This is a genomic window from Ktedonobacter sp. SOSP1-85 (genome assembly GCF_016587415.1).
GTDB lineage: Bacteria > Chloroflexota > Ktedonobacteria > Ktedonobacterales > Ktedonobacteraceae > Ktedonobacter.
This window is the reverse complement of the sequence record NZ_BNJI01000001.1, coordinates 1,534,657-1,557,382: the sequence shown is the minus strand read 5'-3', so window position 1 is coordinate 1,557,382 and position 22,726 is coordinate 1,534,657. Positions and strand designations below refer to the sequence as shown.

Sequence of the window (22,726 nt, the reverse complement as noted above, 5' to 3'; positions counted from 1 at the left end):
TTACTATACATTACGAACAGTGAGCATGGGGCGCGTAATGCCCGCTATTTTCTCTTCTTGTCCAATTCGAGTTGTTGGCGAGTGGCCTGGACAATCTCCAGGGTTGGATCGAGTTGTTCCGCCTGCTCAAGTTGGCGCTGCGCGGCCCGCTCTTCGCCTAGTACATGTAAGACCGAGGCATGCAGCGCGAGCAGATGAGCCGAGTCAGGATTGGCGGCAAGTCCGGCTTCAACGACCCGGCGTGCCTCCTGCTGGTCCTGCTGATTCATATTAATGGCTGTAAGCTCAGAGTAGGGGCGGATATCCTGTGGCTCCAGTTCGATGGCGTGTTTATAGTGTGACGCCGCTGTCTCCATATGCCCCAGCAGGCGATGGACGAAGCCTAGATTAAACCAGATGCCTGGATGATTGGGTACCAGCTTTGAGGCGCGCTCAAAATGGGCTAACGCTGTGGCCATCTGTTCGCGGCGCATGGCTAGTGCGCCCAGGTTGGCCTCGATACTGCCTTGCTCGTCAGTGGTAGGATTGAGCGCTTCTGCCTGGTGTAGCTCTTCTTCGGCCTCTTCGTTGCGTTCCTGGCTACTGTAAAGCTCAGCCAGGAGAAGATGATTCAGCGCATCATTATGTAGTTCTAGCAAGTCGCGAAGCGTTGCTTCAGCAAGCTCCAGGAAATGCTCACGTCGTCCGGGTATATTGGCCGCAGCCTCGTTAAAGGCATAGGTGGCGTATGTCCCTGCGAGACTACGCATATTTAACTCGAGTCGCTCAGGGAAGCGCTCAACCAGCCGCTGAAGATAAACCATAGCTCGCTCGGGATTGCCCAGGGCCATAGCACGGCCAGTGGCCGCTTCGCATGGCTGTCTATCAAGTGAAACCAGGGCAATCAGAGCATCATAGTAGTGTAAGATCTGGTAGAAGCCGCGTGTCAGCTCATCAAGCAGGCTTTGCATATCCTCCGCTGGCTGCTTGGCTTTGGCCTCGACCTCCTCTTCCCGGCGCGTAATCTGCTGCTGAATCTCCGTAATTGGAAGTCCTTGTAGGCGCGCCCCCTCATCATGGAAGCGCTGAACGCGCCATTCATTATTTTCGCGCACCATGGTGTATTTGCTCCAGAACCAGTGCCGGCCCGTTTCCTTGTTGATCGCCGTTCCCAATGGCATTTCGGCCAATGCCCCACTGAGCATGGTCTCGCTGAGTTCAAGCGACCAGCCAATTTCGACCTCTACGCGCTTCGCCTGGCTACTGGTCGCACTGGAGGGAAGCCAGAGCGTGCTCTGCGGTGCCTCGTGCTCCTGTACAAACGTCAGCATAAGGCGGGCGGGGTGAGCTTCATCGAACCAGCGGCGATGTTGTTCAATCCACTCAGCGCGTGTTATATCTTTTAATAGCGTGCTATCCCGGCTGAGGAGATCATAGGTCAGGCCATAATCGCCTATTGACCAGGCACCCACGAAGTTAATAGCCGTCTCCTGGGCGTCCATCTCGGGATACATGAAGGTTAGACCCCGGTCGCGCCCAACATCCTGGGCCTGGAAGATCAGAGTATTGAGGGTGTTGCTATGATGGCGGTATTCGACTGCGGGCTGGTTCCCACGCCAGGTATTGGTCGTGAGAGCCTCTTCGATCAAGCGTCTGCCCTCTGCCAGGGTACACTCAACAAAAGCATGACTGGTGGTAACCTGGCGCTCCTCTATGCTCTCAAGCACGCGACGTTTGCTGAGCGTTTCCAGGATGAATTCACGGACGCCATCGCGCCAGAAATCAAGAACGAAGGTAAAGCTTCGCACCTCGGTATAGTCATAGCCCTGTTCCCAGTAGAGCGAGAGGAGCACTTCTCCCTGTTCGCGTGTCTGTGAGACCTGTCCTCGCCAGAAGCGTGGTGGGTTTGCCGTCTTGATCTCCACAACTGAGGTGCGTGCCTGAGGAGCCTGCCACTGTGGTTTGATCGAGGCATTCTCTAAGCGCAGGAGCGCACGCCTCGCCTCCTTGCGTACCTCTTTGTTGGGGCTGACGCTATGGAGCGCGAGCAGGATATCGGCAGCATCACTGTGCTGTTCCTTGCTGAGCTCTTTGGCAATTGTTTGCTGAAGCTCTGGTGTATACTGCAAAAGCTCTTGCAACACGTGCTCGATTGAGGAGGCATCCGTGCTTTCTCGCAGGCTTTCTGCCAGGGTATGATAGTGTGTAAGCAGGTGTTGTTGTTGCTGTTGTTCTTCGTCAGTCAAGCTAAATGCTGTCTCTTTTTTCCGTACCATAAATCGCGCTCACCTCACAACTTATTATCGTGTGGATTGTACCACGAAGTAGGGGAAGAGTCGAGCGGAACAACAAAAAGAAGAGTGCTTTTGCCAGGAGCACTCTTCTTGTCTCTGATGGAAAACCTGTGCGTTTGTCTTCTCTTTTACATAGAAAGGGGCGCGTTCAATGACGAGGCCATGCCGACCTTGTTGCGCTGAACCATCGTAGAGAAGGCCGATGCCAGGGCTTGACCAGATAGCGGCGTCAACCGCGAGCTGATCAAGACGAACATGGGCAGGGCTGCACAATAGAAGTAGGATGGCAGACTGCGCCAGGCGAAGAACAGCGGGATAATCGCTAGCAAGAATGCGGCCTCGGGGCGCTTGCGGCAGATACGCCAGTAGACGTAGAGCATGGCGAGCATTGTCACGCCCTCCAACAGCGTATACACGCTGGTTGGCAAGAACGGTAGCAGGTGCGTCACACTTAAGCCAACGAGGCCAACTCCCATGGGGAACATGGGATCTGCCATGGGCGCTAGGACACCCGCGAGCCAGGCATGAGGGTTCCAGAGAATAAATGGCATATTGATGAGAAGCATGAACATACTCGCCAGCATGCAGCGATAGACTGCCTCTTTAAAGCCATAGAGACGCCAGAGCATGACAAAGTAGAAGGGCGCGATAAACCAGGCAGTTTGCTTGCTTGCCAGGGCCAGGCCAAAGAAGAGCGCTGTGCTCCAGCGTCGCTCGCGTAGCAGCCAGGCAATCACGACGAAGAGCGTACAAAGGACATCGAGATTGCCTCCGACCGTGGAGCTCCACATGGGCACATTGGCAATGCCCAGCAGGAGAACCCATGGGCGAATCTCTGGACGTGATGCCTTCCAGGCGATGGCGACCAGGAAAAGATAGCTTGCCAGGTAGAGTGGCAGGACATTATAGTTTTTAAACAGGGCGAAGGGCAGCAGGGTCAGGAAGGAGAGGGCGGGATAGCTGACCTTAGATTCGAACTCGGGAGCCTCGCCAGCCTTGAGCGCAGTATCGAGGGCGCTACGAAATTCGGCGATGGAGGGATAGTCATAGCGGTTGGCGAACTGTCCCTGGCGCAAGGGCGTGGTCCAGTTGGGTTCAAGCGTAAAGTTCTGGTTGCGATAAATATCCAGCATATTGGAGTCGGTATAGGGATTGCGCCCCTCCAGCAGCAGCATCGCGGCATTGGTATCAAGCGAAGTGCCATCATTGGAGAATTGAGGCGGCAGGACGCTCATGATCAGGCCCCGTCCAAGCTCAACCGCGCCTATTACTGTGAGAATGAGTAGGGCGAGAAGCATAAGCTTTTGCCAGCGCGTTGGAGGTCGCTTGATAGCGGACTTTGGGCGTGGCTGTGAAGCGGGCCGAAGCGCCATCCACATCGCGACAAAGCTCCCAAGGATAAGCACGAAGGGAATAAGCGAACCCACTGGCATCAGATAGGGGATATACCAGTCGTGGTCGATTTCATTGAGTGTTTGTAAGAAAATGGCGACCCCGATCCAGAGGGCGCGTCGTTGCAGATCGAAAAGGTGATAATTCTCCGGCGTGATCTCCGCCACAAAGAAGGTTTGCAGCAGGTGCCCGACCTTATCGTGGAGTAATTGTTGAAATGTCTTCTCGACCGGTTGAGTAGTCTGTGCAAAAACAGCTCGTTGTGACATATAAGCGGCTTTATCCGTTGGCTGAGGGGGAGACAGGACCTCCTTTGGCAAAGGAGAAAAACGATAGCATCGTTGTCATCCCAAAAGGATAAAGCGTCTAGCACCTCCATCAGAGTAACCGAGGCTCAACACAGGGTATGTGCTGGTTAGGAGGAATGCTGGTCTGTGGTGAGACAGCTTTGCATGGTTCCTTTCTCGGTCCATGTCTTACAACGAAGTGAAATGCGAATATGTCACAACTGGTCAAGCAAATGAACAAAAAAGTACGCTGACATAGGTTGATCGAGGCTCTCTACAGGTGCAACCGATAGTAGAGTTCGCGATGTTGCAGGCTAAAGCCAAGCTCCTCATAGAGCTGAATGGCGGGAACGTTATTCTCCCACACCAGCAGATCAATGGCGGTGAGGTGGCGTTCTTCGTGTGCATAGCCAATCAGGTAGCGCATGAGCGGTTTGGAGATGCCGCGACCGCGATAGTCGGGATGGACAATGACGCGCTTGACATAGCCAATCTGCTGAGGTGCTTCAGTGGGAGGAAGCATCAGTTCTGCCTTCCCGCAGACATTACCAGCGATTTCGGCCAGGAAGATCAGGGTGTATTCATGCGTTGAGGGGTCAACAGAACCAAAGTACTTCTCGATCTCGCGATGAATCGAGCGCGTGGGCGAGGCGCTAAAACTGTCGAGGTGATCAATTTGTTCAATATCCGCGGGCGTCGCGAGGCGAATAGCGATGGGCGTAGTGCTAATCCGTTCATCGATCATCGGCAGATCCTACATTCTTTTCTAATCTGGATTGGGCGAGAGGTAAGCGAAGCGCCAGAAGGGCCATTATCCCTAAAAAAGGAGACCCCCTGCCAGAAGGATGCCCTGAGGCATCCTGGCATGCTGGTTCGTATTTCACTATCGACAGAAAACCGTGCGAAGTCAGTAGCTATGTAAGGTTAGCGCATTTTCTTCCGTGGAAGTAAGAGCAGGGAGATCAAGGCGTACCCGGCGCAGACAAGCAGAAGGATCGAATACACGATATATTCGCCATCCATCTTCGGTGAGTTAATGGTTGAGACTAGCAGCGATATGCCCCAGTACATGAAGCCAATAAATACGGCGAAGAGCAACAGAGTGCTCATGAATTTCTTACTCATCAGACAGGTCCTTAGTGTGGTAGGGGTGGATAGATGAATGGAGCTGTGTATCTACACGCGCCCAGGGTATGTTATTGCTACCCCGTTTATTTGTCAGTGCCTATTATAGCATAGCCTGTCGAGATTGTCCCTGCTCCAGGAGTACTATGTGGCTTGTGCTCACTTGCTTGCTCTGGTATTACTCTGGCTTTGTAGCTTGTCCCACACGACGCGATGGATGACGGCGCGGAAGCGTCCCCACTCGCTCCAGTCGCCCAGGTTCTGATGGGGGCGTTGCTCGGTATGGGTCAGGTGCTCCAGGTGCTCTGCCAGTTGAGGAAGCTCTGCGGGTTGAATCTCGCGGAAGGACTCAACTGCCTCGTCTTCATCGATGGCGCCCAGGGTCCCGTTAACCTCATCCAGAAGGAAGGCGAAGGTATAGAATGAGGGAGTCTTTCTGGCGTTCTCCGTCTGGTAGGCAACAATGGCCAGGAACTGTGTAATAGTCACTTCGAGACCCGTTTCCTCATGGGTCTCGCGTACTAGTGCATCGTAGATCGACTCACCATGATGAATGCCACCAGTGAGCAGACGAAAGGTTGCAGGTGGATAGAAGGCTTTCTTCATCGTCAACAGGCGACCGCTTTGTTTGCGGCGAACGACCATACAGACCTCACCATAGCGATCTGGCTTATTGAGTGGTTCATAATCGTCGCCAGTATAGAGGGCCGCATTATGTAGTGCTGGTGTGCCGTAACGCTCAGCCAGGCGTGCGATTTCATCCTGCTGCTCGCGGGGAAGAGACGAAAGCATGTCAAGACTCCTAGATCCTAGACGATGGGTTGATTATAGTGATTAGCTGGGTTATGATTATGGCGGCTCTGACGCAGGTTGCGCTTCCAGTTCTCTTTCCAGAGATCGGAGCGTGCCAGCATCTCCTCCGCGCTTTTTAGCGAGAACTCTGTCACATTGCCGCCCATAATATGCGAAATCTCGCGCATACGTTGTTCTGGGCGTAGCTCATTGACGATGGTCATGGTTCGATTGTCGATAATCTGTTTATTGACGTTATAATGGGTATCGGCGAAGGCCGCGATCTGGGGTAGGTGCGTGATGCAGATAACCTGGTGATTGAGGGTCAACTGCCAGAGCTTCTCGCCCACGACCTGGCCGCTACGTCCACTGATACCAGAGTCGATCTCGTCGAAAATAAGCGTAGGAGTTGCATCGGCGCCTGCAAGAATGGTTTTGAGCGCGAGCATCAAGCGCGAGGTTTCACCGCCCGAGGCAATTTTGGTGAGGGGTTTGAATGGTTCACCAGGGTTGGGGGCGATCAAGAACTGCACATGGTCAATGCCAGTGTTATCGCAGGCGTAGTGTTGAAGTGGTTCCCCATTGACTGTTGAGGGAATGCCATTTTCATCGGGCACCTGGAGAATCTCGACCTGGAAGCGCGCGCGACGCATGTTCAGGTCGTTTAATTGCTCTTCCATAGCGGTTGCCAGGTGAGTCGCGGCCTCTCGTCTGCGACGCGAGAGGGTATCGGCAATTTCGCCAATCGCCTTGCGAAAGACGCTATCTTGCTGCTGGAGTTTCTGAATCATCTCGTCGCGATTGACGATAGTATCCAGCTCCGCCCGGTCGTCGGAGGCGCGCTGTAGAATCTCTTCAATACTGGCGCCATATTTGCGCTTTAGTTTGGCGATCAGATCGAGCCGCTCCTCAATCTCGATCAGGCGTGAGGGGTTATCCTCGATATCTGACTGGTAGCTGCTGACCGAGGTCGCGACATCTTCAAGCTGATAAATGGCCTCGGCCAGGGACTCATTCAGCTCATCCATGCTTGAATCCAGGCGGCTTAACTCGCTCAGGTCGCGTTGCGCGCCACGCAGGAGGTCGAGGGCGGGGCTATAACCACTGTCTCCCAGATCCGAACCCTGCAATGCTTCGTAGATGAGCGAGCACAGTTCGCGCAGGCGCTCGGCATTGCTCAAGACTTTACGTTCTTCTTCGAGTTCCTCAATTTCGCCGACGCGTAGCTCTGCCCTGTCGATCTCCTCGATCTCAAAACGCAGGAACTCGGCCCGGCGCTCCTGGTCGCGCTCATTCTGCTGTAGGGATTGCAGCGTTTTGCGTGCGTTGCGCCATTCCGCGACCTTACTGCTGAGTTGATCACGGAGGGGAAGCAATTCGGCGTAGCGATCCAGGAAGTTGATGTGTTGCTCTGGGCGCAGCAGCGTCATATGCTCGCTCTGCCCATGGATATCGACCAGCCAGCTGGCAACCTGTTGCAGGACATGCTGTGAGAGAGCGCGGCCATTAATACGGGCCACGGTGCGCCCTGAGCGGAAAATATCGCGTGAGAGGATCAGTTGCCCATCTTCAGGATCGATATCAAACTCGTGTAAGAGAGAGGCCAGGGCGACCTGGGCATCAGCGCTTTCGGTATCGGCGGCGCGCTGTTTACGGCGACTCTCGGCTTCCTCGATAGCCTCCAACAAGTTAGCGGGTGTATCCGCCCCCACGGGAGCAAGGACCTCGATGCCCTCAACCACGACGGGAGGAAGCGCATCGATAGAGAAGATGCCTTCAACCGTCGCCCGGTCGCAACCCGCGCGCACAAACTCGGCACCGATTTTGCCGCCCAGCAGGGCGTTTACGGCGTCGATAATGATAGATTTACCCGCGCCCGTTTCGCCAGTAAAAACGTTAAATTGGCGGTTGAGGCGTAAGTGTAAGCTGTCGATAATCGCGAAATCTTTAATGTTTAGCTCAAGTAGCATGATGATGTTCTACAGCTTCTTCCTTGCCAGAATGCTCAATTTCTTGCGTACTATCATTTTTCAGCTTATCGTTGATGATCTGATAGAAAGAGGTCGGTGGCCGCCGACGCAGGAACCTGGTCACGCGTGGACTCTTCTTGACGGTAACAATCGCGCCATCCTTCACCTCCCGGTTGCGCTGACCATCAGCCGAGAAGACACCATCCTGAGTCCCGGTAGAGATGCGTAGTTTAACGTGGGCCTCTGGTTGTAAGATGAGTGAGCGATTCGCGTTCAGGTGTGGTGCGATTGGCGAGAGCACCGTACTCTGCACCTGTGGATGCAAGAGCGGACCTCCAACAGCCATATTATAGGCAGTTGAGCCAGTGGCTGTGCAGAGAATCATCCCATCAGCGGTTGTGGTGTTATAGTAGTTATCGTCGACCCAGACCTGGACGCGAACGACGCGTGGCCAGGTCCCACGAGCGATAACGATATCGTTTAGCGCGAGAAATTCCTCGCTTTGTCCATCTTGCGTGAGCACTGCCTGGAGCATTGTGCGTTCATCTACCCAGACTGATGAGTCGCGCTCAAGATAATAGTGTAAATGTGTGGGAAGCTCGTCGGGTTCAAGTTCACTCAAAAAGCCAACGCGTCCGAAGTTGATACCAACAATGGGTAAGTCGGCAAATGAGCAAATACGGGCAGCATGGACAAGCGTGCCATCGCCACCTAAAACGAGCGCGAGATCACACCCTTCCAGTTTTGAGTCGGGCTGCTCATCCCCCTCCGTGCGAATATCGATGGAGCGGACTTCATAACCTTGCTGGCGTAAGTTTGGTACAAGTTGGGAAGCAAAGCTTCTGGTATCCTGCTTGCGTCCCTGGTATAAAATCGCAATAGTCTTCAAAACCATCTCCAAGCGGCAAGAGAGGGCGAACACAAGGTGCCGCCCTGACTATGAAAAGCCACTGTAGTGCTACCTAATGGTACGCCATGAAGGGCGTTTTGTCAATGCGAGAAGGGGGGGAAAAGCACATGGATAGTAAAAATGTTCTATCTTCCTTTCCAAAAGAAAGCTTCTCCAATGAGCGATTGAACGGGTGGGTTTTACCAAAAGCATAAATGCTGAGGTACACACATGACCAAATGGATGTGGTCTGTTACAATGCCTTCTCGCCGGGCGTTTTGCCATTGAAAAACAAGCAGACTTGAATGCTTCGATACAATAATCTAAAGAACCCGGTTAACCCCCTCTATACGGGCGAATTCAGACGCAGATGCGCATTCTGGTGCTGCGCTATGCTTCTCGAGAGAAGGAAAAGGAAATGCTGGCAGAGCATGCAGAGATTGCTGAGAAACGTGAGGTCGTAAAAAAGGAGGAGGCAAGTAGCAAGGAGCAGGGATGGCGCAAGTGGGGTAAGGCTACACTGGCTGTTCTTCCCCTCTACCTGGGAATACACGTGGCATTTTTCATTGTTTCCTGCCTGGCGATATTGTTTCAGGTCAATGATTTTGCCTGGTCCAATATGCCTCTGGCGACACTCTGGAGAGAATGGCGCCACTGGGATACTGGTCACTTTATCTATCTAGCGCAAAATGGCTATACAGAATCCTGGCGTACCGCCTTTTTTCCTTTGCAGCCCATGCTCATTGCAGCGCTTACGCCGCTCACACATGATAATCCTTTGATCGCCTCGATGTGTATCTCGAATATTGCCTTCCTGGTATTGCTGGTGGTCTTTTATCGGCTAGTGAAAGAGGACTTTGATCAGGAGCGTGCCGAGCGAGCAATATTGTACCTGGTGGTATTTCCAACGGCCTTCTTCCTGGCTGCTGGCTATACCGATGCGCTCTTTCTCGCTTTAGCGCTTTCCTGTTTTTATAACATGCGGCGAGGTCACTGGTGGCTGGCAGGACTTTTTGGCTTCTTTGCTAGCTTGACGCGCTCCGCAGGAGTCTTTCTGCTTGTTCCCTTCGCCTATGAATATGCGCGCCAGCGCCAGTTCGCGCTTAAGCGCCTTCTCCAGCCAGCGGTGTTGAGTATGGGACTGGTTCCGCTGGGAACAGGACTTTTTGCAGCCTATTGCTATCTACGCTTTGGCGATCCGCTGGCCTTCTCGCATGCTCAAGCCCATTGGAATCGTCAGCTCACGTTTCCGTGGATGGGTCTTCTTGACTCGGCCCTGGCGGTGAAACGAAGCAGTGGTTTCTTGAGTTTCCAATCGTTGCGCAACCTGATCGACCTGGGCTGTGACCTGTTGATTCTGGGCCTGTTAATATTATGTTTAGTTGGCCCCTGGCGTTTGCCGCGCGCTTATCTCTCTTATGTTCTCTATGGGCTGGTACTCTGGCTCTTTTTCCACCTGGTGACAAAAACAGATGAGCGCTATGCGCTTGAGTCAATGTCTCGTTATGTCATTGAACTCTTTCCAGCTTTTGTACTTCTGGCAACTCTAGGGCGAAACAAGTATGTGAACTACCTGTATCTGATGGGGTCAGGGGCAGTGCTCTTCTTCCTGCTTACCCAGTTTTTAACTGGCCACTGGGTCCTCTAGATTCCACGAGGAGCAGGTGCTAAATCATTAAGGAGGCGTAGGGTCCAAGCTTGCTTGGACTCTTTCGCTGTAGGAAGCAATTAGCTGGTGAGCAGAAGTCCAAGCAAGCTTGGACCCTACAATTTTCCTACTCCATACCCCCGTTTTTGAGTTCCTGTAATTTCTCGCTGGCAAACCAGAGTGCATCCTGCCTGGAACGGACGATGCCGTCAGCCTGGGCCTCGGCCAGGGCCTCAAGGAGTTTACCGATGATGGGGCCTGGTTTCAGATCCAGGCGGCGCATCAGTTCATCGGCTTGTAGCATGCGCGGAGGAAGAATACTCTCGCGTTGACGGATATAGCGTTCGCAGAGCAAGCGCACAGCCGCCAGGTGCTGGCGCCAGGCCTCGGTGAGCGGAAGAGGCCCGCGCATTGCCAGGTGGTCTGCCAGGGCGACGAGTGCAACCTGGATGCCGATTGGTCCCAGATCTACAAAGTAGCGGCGAATGGCGCGAGGCGTTACGTCGCTATGGCTGAGCTGCCCCGGACGCATATGGTGAGCGGCGACAAGCTGAACCAGGCGACGGTCAGCGGTACTGCCATCCAGGCGCTGCATGATATTCTGTGTTAGTGGCACACCTGCCTGGGGATGATGATAGAAGTGGATATTGCCGTGTTCATCAACGGTATAGGTGACAGTTTTTCCCACGTCATGAAGTAACGCGGCGAGCCTGGTGACAGGCTGCGAAAGGCTTGCCAGTTGGAAGACACCCTGTTGCTCTGCCTCCTGGAGCAGGACTTGTAGCTCAACCAGATCATCATGCCCATCAAAGGTGAGGGGTGAGGCGCGTAGTTCTGTCGGGCTGGCATGTAAGAGCTCATCGAGCAGTTGTAGGTAGCGTGGCGTCTCCAGAGAATGCTCAAACACATCCCAGTGGTGGAGGGATGGCTGGGGCATGCCACGCGCCTGGATAAACTCAGGAAAGAGCATGGTGAAGAGTCCATACTGATCCAGTAAACGCAGGTGATCAGTCGTGTTGGGAAAGCGTAAAAGGGCGTAGAGTTCTTCATGAACGCGCGCTCTAGCAACCTGGGGCAGGAGCGAGACCTCCCGCTTGAGCAGGGTCGCGGTATAGGGATCAAGACGCAGTTGATAGTGAACGAGGAAACGCATCGCGCGTAGCATGCGCAAGGGGTCCTGGCGGAAGCTCTGCTCACTCGCCACACGTAGCGTCCTGTTTTGGAGATCTATATGCCCATAGAGTGGGTCGACCAACTCTAGTTGAGTCCCAAACTCAAGCGAGGCGAGCAGCCCGGGGAGAGCGAGCGCCATGGCGTTGATAGTAAAGTCGCGGGCGTGAAGGTCCTCCTCAATCGTCTCTCCACGCCAGGGCGAGAGGTCAAAAACGATGTCTGGCCCGGTAGGCGAAGGGATCGTAATCCGGCATGCCTTATCGTTCATGTGGGCGAAGGCTCCACCCAGCATATTTGCTAGCTGACGCGCAATGGTGACTGTATCGCCTGGGAGCGCGATGTCCCAATCATGACACGGTTGAGCGAGGAGGAGATCACGAACGGATCCTCCCACGAGATAAGCAGGAATATTCCGCTCCAGAAAAAAAGTTGTTGTGTGTTGTAGATATGTATGTGCCTGCGCGTCCAAATTCGATTCTCTTCTGCTTTCATCTTTTAGTCGCAGTTCTCTCTGCGTGCTCATTGTCGAACGATCCAGTATCGTTGTCAAGAGGTATGCTCTTTTCTTCATGCCTTTGCAGTGCTCTGCTCCTGACATACGCTTTCGCGCCTGCGGCGCTCAAGAGTAATGGGTGTGTGTCTGGAAAATGGCTCTGCCGTTTTCCAGACACACACCCATTACCCCCGAGACGAGAGCCGGATGTGCCCTGGTTGAAGATGTGGTACAGTTACTGTCCCGCTGAAAGCTGGTATAATAGAGTTCAATAGAACCACTAAAGTACGAAAATTTTAAGGATAGATGGCATAGTGTTGGGAACCAGAAACGTAGCATGAAAGAGACCTATGGCGTGCTGCGTGTTGTGCGTGTGCAATTGCCCGCCAATGCGGCATTTGAAGATGCTGAGCTGACGCCAACTGAATGGCTGGCAGGTGAGCGATTCGTCTATGTATTGACGAATCGAGAGACCTCCATCGGGCGAGCGCTGAGCAATGATATTTTATTGATGGATCCGACTGTCTCGAGGGAGCATGCTCGGTTAGTAGTGACTGAACAGGGCTGGCGTATTTTTAACCTGACGATGCGTAACACAGTATGCGTCAACGGGCGAGCAGTGCCAGCTGGAGGGAGTCTATCCTTGCAGTCGCAGGATATGCTTATCCTGGGGCATACAACGCTGCAATTAATTGCGCCGCAAAAAGTTTCTGACCCCGCTGATGAGATCCCCACAACACAACTCTCATCGCTACATCAAGATCTCCTGGCTTCACAACAGAAGGAGCGCCAACTGAAGTTGACGAGCGAGAGCGCCGTGACGCCGCTTCCAGATGCTATGTTCAATGACATACTCTCTGCTCCCACGCCATTGATAACGGCACCTGAGTCGACCCCGTACATGCTTGCACCTTCGCCAACAAAGCTGCCTGGTAGCGGAGCACAGAGTATGGGCATGCCAGCGTCTCCAGTGGGGAGCGTGCCCCTGGAGGCGGAGGAGAACCTGACGACTGAATGGGAGGAGCAGGAGTCTCTCTTTGGTGGTGTGACGATGCAATTCGCCTTCGGTGGTCGGCGGGGCAACAAACTGCGTTGGCTCCTGGGGACACTGGGTATTTCCCTACTCGCCATGGGCGCGGTAATTATCCTGCTTTTTAATACCTTCTTTGGTGTGACCGTGCTTCAGCATGGCGTCTCCAGCCTCCTACTAACCCTGTTTATACCCTTAATTCCTGCGGGTATCGTGATCTGGCTGGTCAATGTAATTGATCGCTATGAGCGCGAACCCTGGTTCTTACGCCTGGCGGCCTTTCTCTGGGGGGGATTATTGCCATTCCCCTGGCACAACTGAGCGAAGGCCTGGTGGATGCCTGGATTAGTAGCCTGGGGCCGCAAACGAGCACGCTGCTACGCTCGCTTTTACAGGGACTCAATCCCGGTATTACCGAGGAAGCCTTAAAAGGCCTGGGCCTGGTCTTGCTCTTTTATATGCTGCGGGACGAGTTTGATAATGTGACCGATGGCTTTGTCTACGGGGCCTTGATCGGGGCGGGCTTCGCCCTGACTGAGAACTTTCTCTACTTTGCCACCAATGTCTCCAAGGGATCGCTGCCCTACCTGATCGTGGCGCGCATTGTCCTGGGCTGGCTAACGCATCCAACCTTTACGGTGTGCATAGGTGTCGCGCTAGGCTATGTGCGGCATACACGAGTGCGCTGGCAGCAGTGGCTGGTGCCAGCCGGGGGCTTCCTGCTCGCGGTATTGTTGCATAGCGTCTATGACTTCGTGATTTTCTACGCGGGCGCGCTGGTAACCAATTTGCCCAATAACGCGATCGCTTTAACGGTCTGGTGGGTCGCCATCCTGGGCAACTATATCCCTCCCTTTGTGACGCAACTGACTCTGCTCTATATCCTGGTAAAATCACTGGCACATGAAGCGACCGTCGTGCGTGAATTCCTGGCGTCCGAGGTCAGTAGTGGTGTCATACGTGTAGATGAGTATGCTCTGCTTCAGAGTTCGTTTCAGCGGGCGAAGGCGGAGCGCAAAGTCTTAAGAAAACGTGGATTGAAGCAGTGGTTGCGTGTAAGAGCGCTCTACCAGACGGAGATCGGCCTGGCCTTTCGTAAGTGGCATGTGAGCATGGGAGATGAACCCAAGCCAGGGGATGTACAGCCCGAAGATGTCTATCGCCAGCGTATACATCGCCTGCGCCAGGAATTGGAGCAGACTGGTACATAGTCTCCTAAATCTCCTCTAGGATCTACCTCGGCTTGTTAGGCGAGCCACTAGAGTAAGAGGGTATACGTCAAAAACGGCAAAGCCGTTTTTGACGTATACCCTCTTACTCTGAGCGCCGCAGGCGCGAAAACTCCTCTGCCTTCGCCAATAGAGCAGGGTTTGGGGTACCATATAAATAATCCCTTGACTTTATCAAGTCGGCACGCGAAAATACAGTGAACCTGATAGTTTCAGGCTGTCAGCCCAACTAGAGGAGTTAAAACATGCATGAAACGCAGCAGGCTAATGTTGACCTGCTTCAGATCTTTTATCTCATGCGCCTGACGCGCGCGATGGAAGAGCGCACCCGCACTCTGTTCTTGCAGGGGCGTGTTGTGGGTGGTGTCTACACCGCGCAGGGGCATGAGGCGACAACTGTCGGGGCAGCGATGACGCTGCGCGATGGCGACTGCATTGTTCCGCAGCACCGAGATCTGGGGATGCATCTAGTTCGAGGTACCTCTCCACGCGCGGTCATGTGCCAGTGGTTAGCGCGTGGCAACTCTCCATCGCTGGGACGCGATGGGCAGCTGCATATTGGAGATATGCATCATGGCATTGTGCCTATGATCAGTATGCTTGGCGAGTCGCTTCCCGTGGCGTGTGGCGTGGCGTTGACGATGAAGATGCGTAAGCGTGAGAGCATTGTCCTGGCCTCATGTGGAGATGGCGCGACCAATACAGGTCCATTTCACGAAGCGCTCAATATGGCCTCGGTGCAGAAGTTACCCCTGGTGCTGGTCATTGAGAATAATGGCTATGCCTACTCGACCCCTGGTTACAAGCAATTTAATGTGCAGCAGCTCTCTGAGCGCGCCAAAGCGTATAATATTCCGGGCGAGACTGTGGATGGAAATGATGTCCTGGCAGTCATCGAAGCCGTCTCGCGTGCGGGCGAGCATGCTCGTGCGGGTAACGGCCCTGCTATTGTAGAGTGCAAGACCTTCCGCGTGCGCGGGCATTCAGAGGCGGATAAAGCCGACTATGTACCGAAAGAACTGCGCGAGGAGTGGCTCAAAAAAGACCCTATTACCCGCTTTGAGGCCTATCTGGAGCAAGAAAGACTCTTGACGGCCAGGAAGAAAGCCCAGATGGAGGCCCGCATCCGCGAGATATGTGATGATGCGGTTCGCTATGCGGAGCAGAGTCCCGAGCCAGACGTAGCGACGGTCACGGACTATGTGTTTGCGCCCGATGGTCCTATTGCGATTGTGGGTGAGCCAGGGGCGGACAATCCTCGCTATATCAACGCCCTGGATCGGCGTACAGGTGAGTCCTTTACTACGGTAAGCCAGGAAGAGGAGGCCATTGGTCGACGATGAGCGCGAAGAAAATAACCTATTTGGAAGCCATTGGCGAGGCAATGCGCGAAGAAATGCGGCGAGATGAGGCCGTTTTCTTGCTAGGCGAGGACGTGGGTACCTACGGTGGCGCCTTCAAGGTCAGCGCGGGCTTGCAAGAAGAGTTTGGCGCGGAGCGGGTGATCGATACACCTATGGCGGAGTCTGCTATTATTGGATCGGCTGTGGGAGCATCACTGATGGGTATGCGTCCCATCGCCGAGATGCAGTTCATTGACTTTATTACCTGTGGTTTTGACCAGATCGTCAATATGGCGAGCAAGATGTACTGGCGCACGGGCGTGCCGACGCCGATGGTTATTCGTGGCCCGGCTGGTGGCGGCACCAGGGGTGGTCCATTTCATTCCTCGACCCCCGAGGCCTGGTTCTTTCATACGCCGGGCATCAAGGTAGTCTATCCCTCAACAACTTATGATGCGAAGGGCCTGCTCAAGGCGGCCATTCGTGACAATAATCCCGTGCTCTACCTGGAGCATAAGCTTCTCTATCGCCTACCCGATTTGCGCGACGAGGTGCCGGAAGAGGATTATATCGTGCCGCTTGGAGAGGCCATTGTGCGTCGCCAGGGCGCGGATATGACCATCCTGACGTACGGCGCCATGGTACATCAATGCTTACGGGCGGCTCAAGTACTGGAGCAGGAAGATGACCTTGAGGTGGAAGTGGTGGATCTGCGCAGCCTGGTCCCGCTGGACCGCGAGACCATCAAGGCTTCGGTGAAGCGTACCAATAAGGTGCTGATTGTGCATGAGGATATGCTCTCGGGTGGTATTGGGGCTGAGCTGGCGGCTATGCTGGCGGAAGAGTTGTTTGAGTATCTTGATGGTCCGATTACGCGGGTAGCGGCTCCCGACGTGCCTTTCCCCTATGCTCCTCCGCTGGAGAACGCATATCTACCCAATGCCGAGAAGATTCTCGCGGCAGCACGCAAGCTGGCCGCATACTAAGATCTTATTCCGAAACCCAACGTCACTGGCGTGACTAGCGCTTCGCGCTCAGGGCTTTCGGATAAGTAGTAATTGACGATGACATACTGCTACTTAGACCCTGGGCCTGGATGGTCGAGGTCTGAGGAGGAGATATATAAGGAGTACAAGACTATGGCAACGCCAGTTAAGATGCCTCGCCTGGGCGAATCAGTGGCTGAGGGGACGATTGGAGCCTGGCTCAAGAATATCGGCGACTATGTTGAGCGCGACGAGTCTATCGCCGAGGTGGTTACCGATAAGATCAATGCGGAGCTGCCTTCACCTGTCGCGGGCAAGATCGTCAAACTCCTGGTGCAGGTCGATGAGACGGTGCCCGTTGGAACTGATATTGTCTTGATTGAAGAAAGCGCAGATATACCCGCAGAAACGTCTCCCCAGGCTCCCTCTGCCGCTCCAGGTCCCGATGCCGCTCCTGTGCAGAAGCGCGAACAACTGGAAACTCCAGTTATGGAGCAGCGCGAGGCGCGCACCGCTGGCACACAGGCCGTGGCCTCGGCCCCTGTCACTGAGAAGAATGGCGAGGAAGAGCGCCAGCGCATTTCGCCCCTGGCTCGTCGCCTGGCGCGTGAGCATGGCCTTGATCTTAATGCCATTCAGGGCACGGGTATCAATGGGCGCGTGCGCAAAGAAGATATCCTGGCTTACCTGGAACAGCGCTCGACTGCTCAGCAGGCCGTAGCTGCCCCCAGGACTCCCGAGCCTCAGCCTGCCTCTACCGCTGTCACCTCAGCACCAATCGAAATCCCAGCAGGCGACGATGTACAGGTAATTACGCCCAGCCGTATTCGCCTGGCAACTGCTGAGCACATGGTGCGGAGCAAGCGCACCTCGCCCCATGCCACGGCTATGGTCGAGGTTGATATGACCGGGATCGCGAAGTGGCTGGAGAAGAACAAAGAGGACTTCAAGCGCCGCGAGGGCTATGCCATGAGTTATGTTCCCTTCGTGATCAAGGCGGTCTGTGAGGGCATCCGGAAGTACCCGGTTATGAACTCTTCCTGGTCCGAGGACAACAAGATCCTCATCAAGAGGCGCATCAACATGGGTGTGGCGGTCGGAACCGAGACCGGCCTGGTCGTCCCCACCATTTATGACGCGGACCAGTACACGCTGGCAGGCCTGGCGAAGCAGGTAAATGCCCTGGCCCAGCGCGCGCGCAATAACAAGCTGACGTTGCAGGATATGCAAGGAAGTACCTTTGTCGTCAACAATACGGGCGTCTTTGGCACAGTCATCTCTATTCCGATCATTAACCAGCCGCATGCCGGCATTCTGGCCATGAATGCTGTGGTGAAGCGCCCGGTGGTGACGGAAGATGACGCCATCGCCATTCGCTACATGATGTATCTCTGCCTCTCCTTTGATCATCGCCTGCTCGATGGCCTGGAGTCTGGTGGCTTCTTGAAGACAGTCAAGACGCGTCTTGAGAGCTATGGCCGCGAGATAGACGTCTACTAGAATAATTGACGTACACTGTGCAGGGTGTGCTAGTATTAGTATGTGTTTTGTTAGCTAACGCCATGTACACGTTCTGGGCTGGACCCCTCGCACCTGCGGCGCTCGCCCAGCCAGGTGATGTAGTGCAGTGGCCGCTACTTGCGTACGCGGCCACTGCACTACATCACCTATCCAGAACCCGAAAAATAAGGAATAACTAGGCATGACAACAATAATCCCTCAGCGGCGTCCCGAGTGGTTGCGGGTGCGTCCCCCCAGTGGCAAAAATTACGATGAGTTGAAGGACTTGATGCGTGGGCAGTCGCTGCACACGGTCTGTGAGGAGGCGCGCTGCCCCAATATCGGTGAGTGTTGGGGGCATAAGACCGCCACGTTTATGATTCTCGGTCGGGTCTGTACCCGGAGCTGTGGTTTCTGTGCCGTCGAGACAGGCCGTCCGATGGGGATGGACTGGGAAGAGCCTAAACGTGTCGCTGAGGCTGCGCAGCACATGGGGCTGCGGCATGCCGTCGTCACATCGGTGAACCGTGATGAGCTGAAAGACGGGGGGGCGGGAGTCTTCGCGGCCACGATCCGCTGGATTCGTCGCCTAAATCCCGAGTGTAAAGTAGAGGTCTTGACACCCGACTTTAAGGGAATATATGATGCACTAAAGGTGGTTATAGACGCGAAGCCAGATGTGTTTAACCATAATGTAGAAACTATTCCAAGGTTGTACAAGCGTGTGCGCCCGCAGGCCGTGTACGAGCGCTCTCTACAGGTGCTGAAATGGGCCAAAGAGATGAACCCAGCGGCTCCTACCAAGTCCGGTTTTATGCTTGGGCTGGGCGAGACCACAGACGAGATTTTGCAGGTGATGCGCGATATGCGCGAGCACGACGTCGATATCCTGACTATTGGTCAGTATCTACGCCCATCGTTCCAGCATCTGCCGATCCAGCGCTATGTCCCGCTTGAGGAGTTTGCAGCGCTCAAGGCTGAGGGGAAGAAGATGGGCTTCAGACATGTGGAGTCTGGTCCCTTTGTGCGTAGCTCATACCATGCTCATGAGCAGGCGGAGGGCGCGACAAAAGAGGAGTAAACTTGGATGAAAGTAAGGATACGCAATGCCGAGATCGCCTATGATGACCATGGCATCGGTTATCCCATCATCTTCCTGCATGCCTTTCCCCTCAATCGGCGGATGTGGGAGGGGCAGATGCTGGCCCTGCTGGGTGAGCAACGCTTTCGCCTTGTCGCGCTGGATTGGCGTGGCCTGGGCGAGAGCGAGAGCCAGGGGCGCGAGGCCGTGACGATGGAAGATCTCGCCAATGATGTTGCTGGTTTGATGGACGCACTGGGGATGCAGGACGCAATTCTGTGTGGTCTCTCGCTTGGCGGCTATGTGGCATTCGCATTCTTACGCAAGTACCCTCAGCGGGTCAAGGGCCTGATTCTGGCCGACACGCGTCCCGGAGCTGATAATGAGGAGGGGAGAGCCAACCGCGAACGTATGGCGCAGTTGGCTCTGACCGAGGGGACGGAGGCGATTGCCGATCTCCAACTTCCCAACCTGCTGGCAGCAACGACACGGCAGCACGCTCCCGAAGTGGAGGCGCGTGTACGCCAGATGATTCTGGCGGCAACTCCCGTAGGTATCGCCGCGATCTCACGTGGCATGGCGAAACGTGAAGACGCGACCATGTTACTTGGCGCGATCCATTGCCCAGCCCTGGTCCTGGTGGGGGCACAGGACCGCCTTACCCCGCCAGAGGTCGCTCGCGAGTATGCGGCGCGTATTCCAGGCGCGCGCCTGGTTGTGATTGAAGATGCGGGTCATCTCTCTAACCTCGAACAGCCTGAGACCTTCTTGCAGGAGCTTCGACATTTCCTGCTCACAAAGTTTCCCACAACGGAATAGCGCGTTTGTCTTGAAAAGCAAGCAGGCGTGCTTAGCAGCAGTCTCGTAGGTAGGACAAGCTATGATGCAGCCACAACAGCATGAACAGGGATGTCAGCCGCTGGTTCTGGTGGTCGATGATAACCCTGCTATTCGAGATATGGTCTCCTGGGCGCTGGAAATGGATGGCTACGAACCAGCTGAGGCTGCTGAGGGCCAGGAGGCGCTCAACTGGATACAGTGCATCTCGCGTGAGGGGCGCTATCCAGCGGTCATTTTGCTGGATCTCGCGATGCCAGGGATGGATGGGCAGGCCTTCCTTGCCTGCTTACGCCAACAGTGGGAGAGTCCTCAACCACTTCCAGGCGTCATCGTGATTACCGCGGCCAGGCAGAGTCCCGAGGCTTCCAGCCTGGGCGTTGAACGCGTCATCGTCAAACCGTTTCATGTCCGCGATCTCCTGGACGCCGTGCGATTGCTTATAGTGTAAAGAGGGTGGTGATGGCGGTCTGGCCTTGTCAGGCTGCCATCACCACCCTCTTTACACTATAAATAACACTATGCGAAGCGCCGCAGACGCTGACGAATCCAGGCCTTGCATCCCAGAAGGAGAGGGACTATCCAGGTCCAGATGGAGCGCAGGAAGGCGACGCGGAAGCCTGGCAGGAAGGGCAGAAAGGTTGTCACTGCTGGCCAGGCAAAGAAGCAGTAGGTGCTAGCCATCGTAATCCCCAGGATATGGACCGCCACCGGGATATTAATCGCAGGCAAGAATGGGATGCGCGTGGCGAGTTCCTGCCACTCTTTGGCGCTTGTCGCGCTCTCGACTAGTGCGAAGAGGCCGAAGAAGGTAATCGCGTACCAGGGCCAGTACCAGGGCGATCCCAGTCCCATGTAGAGCAACCAGGCAAGAGCCATCCAACGTATGAGGGCGAGCGGCGTTCTGGGCGCGGTTGCCGAACGCAGGGCGTGCCAGCAGATAAAGGCGAAGCTCAGAAAGAAGAGCAGCAGGCTGAGATCGCGCATGATGAACTCGGTCAACGAGCCATTTTCTGGCGCGGAGGGGAGAAAGAGACTATTAATGATATGTGTCAGAAGTTCGGGTACGGTATTGATGGCGCGGTAGGTCCCAGGATTGACTTTGAGTAGGGTGAGGATCTGACCATTATCCCAGAAGGGGGCGTAGAGCAGCACCATTGGCAGCGCAGTGCCCAGGAGCACGAGGAGGGGCTGGCGTAGGCGCTGCCAGAGCGTACCCTCTGGGGTACAGGCCAGAAGATAACAGAGATAGCCGGGCAGCAAGATGCCCACATTTACCTTAATACAGGTGGCCAGGGAGAGGTTGAGTGCGACCAGGAGATGGGTGCGCCATGTTGGCTGGCCTGTACGCACGAGAAACCAGAGTGCCAGCAAAATAAAGAAAAGTACCAGGGTATCGTTGTGGGCATTGACGCAGGCCTCAAAGAGTAGGAGCGGATTCCAGGCAAATGCCAGCGTCGCCAGCATTCTTTGCCGTGGCGATTGCTTGCTTCCTTGCAAGTAGCCTCCGATGGACCAGATGAGCCAGGTGGAGCCCAGGTGTGTGGCGAGGTCGAGTAGACGCAACGCCAGCACCATAACTGCCACATTTTGCGCCCCAAAGAGCATTCCACAGAGCAATTGGAGTGTATAGGTCAAACCCGTGTAGACTGGACCATACACCGAGGGCTGATCGGTCCAGTAGATATTGATGTATACAGGATCATGCCAGATCGCGTGCGGCGTCTGTATCAGCGGATTGAGATGATAGATAACGCCCATGCGCGCATAGGCAATGTAAGAGAAGAGGTCGGCCGAGGTCACAATGGGCATAAAGGCCCAGATCAGACCCAGGAGGAGAGCCCCGACAAACACAACCCGCAAACGTGTCCTTTGTGGGAGGATGCGCAGGGCAAGCAGGTAGAGTCCTCCGATCAGGAGAAAGAGCGCAGCGACAAGCAAGGTGTGTGTCCAGCTTGTGAGCACGCTGGGGGTAGGGAGATTGTGATGAAATAGGCGGGGGTTGAGTGCTTGCCCCGGAAAGAGCAGGTGCGAGAGCTGGATAGTCCAGGGAAAGAGATCGCCCAGGAGAGAGGAGAAGAACATCAAGCCCTGGAGCGAGAACGCGCCACTGAGCAAGAGAAAACACGCCAGCATTGCAGGTAGTAAGGCATGTGCGCGCAAGTGCATAGGGCGCGAGGTGTGCAAGGGCGTTTGTTCAGGTGAGATGGGGCTAGCAGGCAGCGCTTCAGCTACAGTGTGTCGCTCTACTCGACGATCCGTTTTCAACATTACACTCCGTTTTTTATAAAAAGCGCAATAACTCTAGTTAACGCTGTGTGCAAATCATTGCTGGTAGGTGGTGTGTTCAAGCTCAATTGAATAGGAAAGCGGGGAGTGCAGAGGGGCGTCAGCCCCTCTGCGTCTCTCACCCCTGCTACTGAATAGGAAAGCGGGGAGTGCAGAGGGGCGTCAGCCCCTCTGCGTCTCTCACCCCTGCTACTGAATAGGAAAGCGGGGAGTGCAGAGGGGCGCCAGCCCCTCTGCGTCTCTCACCCCTGCCACTGAATAGGAAAGCGGGGAGTGCAGAGGGGCGCCAGCCCCTCTGCGTCTCTCACCCCTGCCGCCGCAGGCGGCATGAATATCTTTTAAATGAAAATTGACAGAGCACTAGATCTTATTCCGAAACCCATCCCCAT

Annotated in this window: 18 protein-coding genes; 9 read left to right on the top strand and 9 right to left on the bottom strand. The window is 54.9% G+C overall.

Features of this window, described 5'->3' with window-relative positions; genetic code table 11:
• Positions 1-44 precede the first annotated feature (44 nt).
• From KTE_RS06665 to KTE_RS06635, 7 genes are all read right to left on the bottom strand, one after another.
• Positions 45-2,255: a tetratricopeptide repeat protein gene (locus KTE_RS06665; RefSeq protein ID WP_201379716.1), complete on the bottom strand. Its 2,211-nt coding sequence runs from the start codon at positions 2,253-2,255 to the stop codon at positions 45-47.
• Between the two features lie 146 nt (positions 2,256-2,401).
• Positions 2,402-3,934: a hypothetical protein gene (locus tag KTE_RS06660; protein ID WP_201379715.1), complete on the bottom strand. Its 1,533-nt coding sequence runs from the start codon at positions 3,932-3,934 to the stop codon at positions 2,402-2,404.
• Positions 3,935-4,226: 292 nt separating this feature from the next.
• Positions 4,227-4,697 carry a GNAT family N-acetyltransferase gene (locus tag KTE_RS06655; protein WP_201379714.1) on the bottom strand — a complete coding sequence of 157 codons (471 nt, stop codon included), beginning with the start codon at positions 4,695-4,697 and terminating at the stop codon, positions 4,227-4,229.
• Between the two features lie 179 nt (positions 4,698-4,876).
• Positions 4,877-5,077, bottom strand: coding sequence for a hypothetical protein (locus KTE_RS06650; protein ID WP_007906339.1), 201 nt, complete (start codon positions 5,075-5,077; stop codon positions 4,877-4,879).
• 159 nt (positions 5,078-5,236) lie between these two features.
• Positions 5,237-5,869: an NUDIX hydrolase gene (locus KTE_RS06645; RefSeq protein WP_201379713.1), complete on the bottom strand. Its 633-nt coding sequence runs from the start codon at positions 5,867-5,869 to the stop codon at positions 5,237-5,239.
• A gap of 17 nt (positions 5,870-5,886) precedes the next feature.
• Positions 5,887-7,839 carry a DNA repair protein RecN gene (gene recN / locus KTE_RS06640; RefSeq protein ID WP_201379710.1) on the bottom strand — a complete coding sequence of 651 codons (1,953 nt, stop codon included), beginning with the start codon at positions 7,837-7,839 and terminating at the stop codon, positions 5,887-5,889.
• Entirely contained in the window at positions 7,829-8,728 is a 900-nt protein-coding gene (locus KTE_RS06635) for an NAD(+)/NADH kinase (protein ID WP_201379708.1), read from the bottom strand. The genes recN and KTE_RS06635 overlap by 11 nt, the downstream gene beginning before the upstream one ends.
• A 418-nt stretch (positions 8,729-9,146) precedes the next feature.
• On the opposite strand from KTE_RS06635, the gene KTE_RS06630 reads away from it, so the two are divergent.
• Positions 9,147-10,376, top strand: a complete 1,230-nt coding sequence (locus KTE_RS06630) for a mannosyltransferase family protein (protein WP_201379706.1) — start codon at positions 9,147-9,149, stop codon at positions 10,374-10,376.
• Between the two features lie 127 nt (positions 10,377-10,503).
• Here the strand turns inward: KTE_RS06630 and KTE_RS06625 are convergent, their stop codons facing one another.
• Positions 10,504-12,099 carry an HD domain-containing protein gene (locus KTE_RS06625; protein ID WP_201379704.1) on the bottom strand — a complete coding sequence of 532 codons (1,596 nt, stop codon included), beginning with the start codon at positions 12,097-12,099 and terminating at the stop codon, positions 10,504-10,506.
• 280 nt (positions 12,100-12,379) lie between these two features.
• On the opposite strand from KTE_RS06625, the gene KTE_RS06620 reads away from it, so the two are divergent.
• From KTE_RS06620 to KTE_RS06585, 8 genes are all read left to right on the top strand, one after another.
• Positions 12,380-13,393 carry an FHA domain-containing protein gene (locus KTE_RS06620; protein ID WP_201379702.1) on the top strand — a complete coding sequence of 338 codons (1,014 nt, stop codon included), beginning with the start codon at positions 12,380-12,382 and terminating at the stop codon, positions 13,391-13,393.
• Positions 13,394-13,404: 11 nt separating this feature from the next.
• Positions 13,405-14,283: a PrsW family intramembrane metalloprotease gene (locus KTE_RS06615; RefSeq protein WP_236600308.1), complete on the top strand. Its 879-nt coding sequence runs from the start codon at positions 13,405-13,407 to the stop codon at positions 14,281-14,283.
• Between the two features lie 263 nt (positions 14,284-14,546).
• A complete protein-coding gene (locus tag KTE_RS06610; RefSeq protein ID WP_201379700.1) occupies positions 14,547-15,644 on the top strand; it encodes a thiamine pyrophosphate-dependent dehydrogenase E1 component subunit alpha in 1,098 nt (365 codons plus the stop codon).
• A complete protein-coding gene (locus KTE_RS06605) occupies positions 15,641-16,630 on the top strand; it encodes an alpha-ketoacid dehydrogenase subunit beta (RefSeq protein WP_201379698.1) in 990 nt (329 codons plus the stop codon). The genes KTE_RS06610 and KTE_RS06605 overlap by 4 nt, the downstream gene beginning before the upstream one ends.
• Positions 16,631-16,783: 153 nt before the next feature.
• On the top strand, positions 16,784-18,130 hold the full coding sequence (locus KTE_RS06600; protein ID WP_201379696.1) for a dihydrolipoamide acetyltransferase family protein: 1,347 nt from the start codon (positions 16,784-16,786) through the stop codon (positions 18,128-18,130).
• Between the two features lie 202 nt (positions 18,131-18,332).
• Positions 18,333-19,211 carry a lipoyl synthase gene (lipA, locus tag KTE_RS06595; protein WP_201371406.1) on the top strand — a complete coding sequence of 293 codons (879 nt, stop codon included), beginning with the start codon at positions 18,333-18,335 and terminating at the stop codon, positions 19,209-19,211.
• A 6-nt stretch (positions 19,212-19,217) separates the two neighbouring features.
• Entirely contained in the window at positions 19,218-20,030 is an 813-nt protein-coding gene (locus KTE_RS06590) for an alpha/beta fold hydrolase (protein WP_201379694.1), read from the top strand.
• A 61-nt stretch (positions 20,031-20,091) separates the two neighbouring features.
• Positions 20,092-20,499: a response regulator transcription factor gene (locus KTE_RS06585; RefSeq protein WP_201379692.1), complete on the top strand. Its 408-nt coding sequence runs from the start codon at positions 20,092-20,094 to the stop codon at positions 20,497-20,499.
• Positions 20,500-20,567: 68 nt separating this feature from the next.
• On the opposite strand, the gene KTE_RS06580 is transcribed toward KTE_RS06585, so the two are convergent.
• Positions 20,568-22,319 carry a hypothetical protein gene (locus tag KTE_RS06580; protein ID WP_201379690.1) on the bottom strand — a complete coding sequence of 584 codons (1,752 nt, stop codon included), beginning with the start codon at positions 22,317-22,319 and terminating at the stop codon, positions 20,568-20,570.
• Positions 22,320-22,726: the final 407 nt, after the last annotated feature.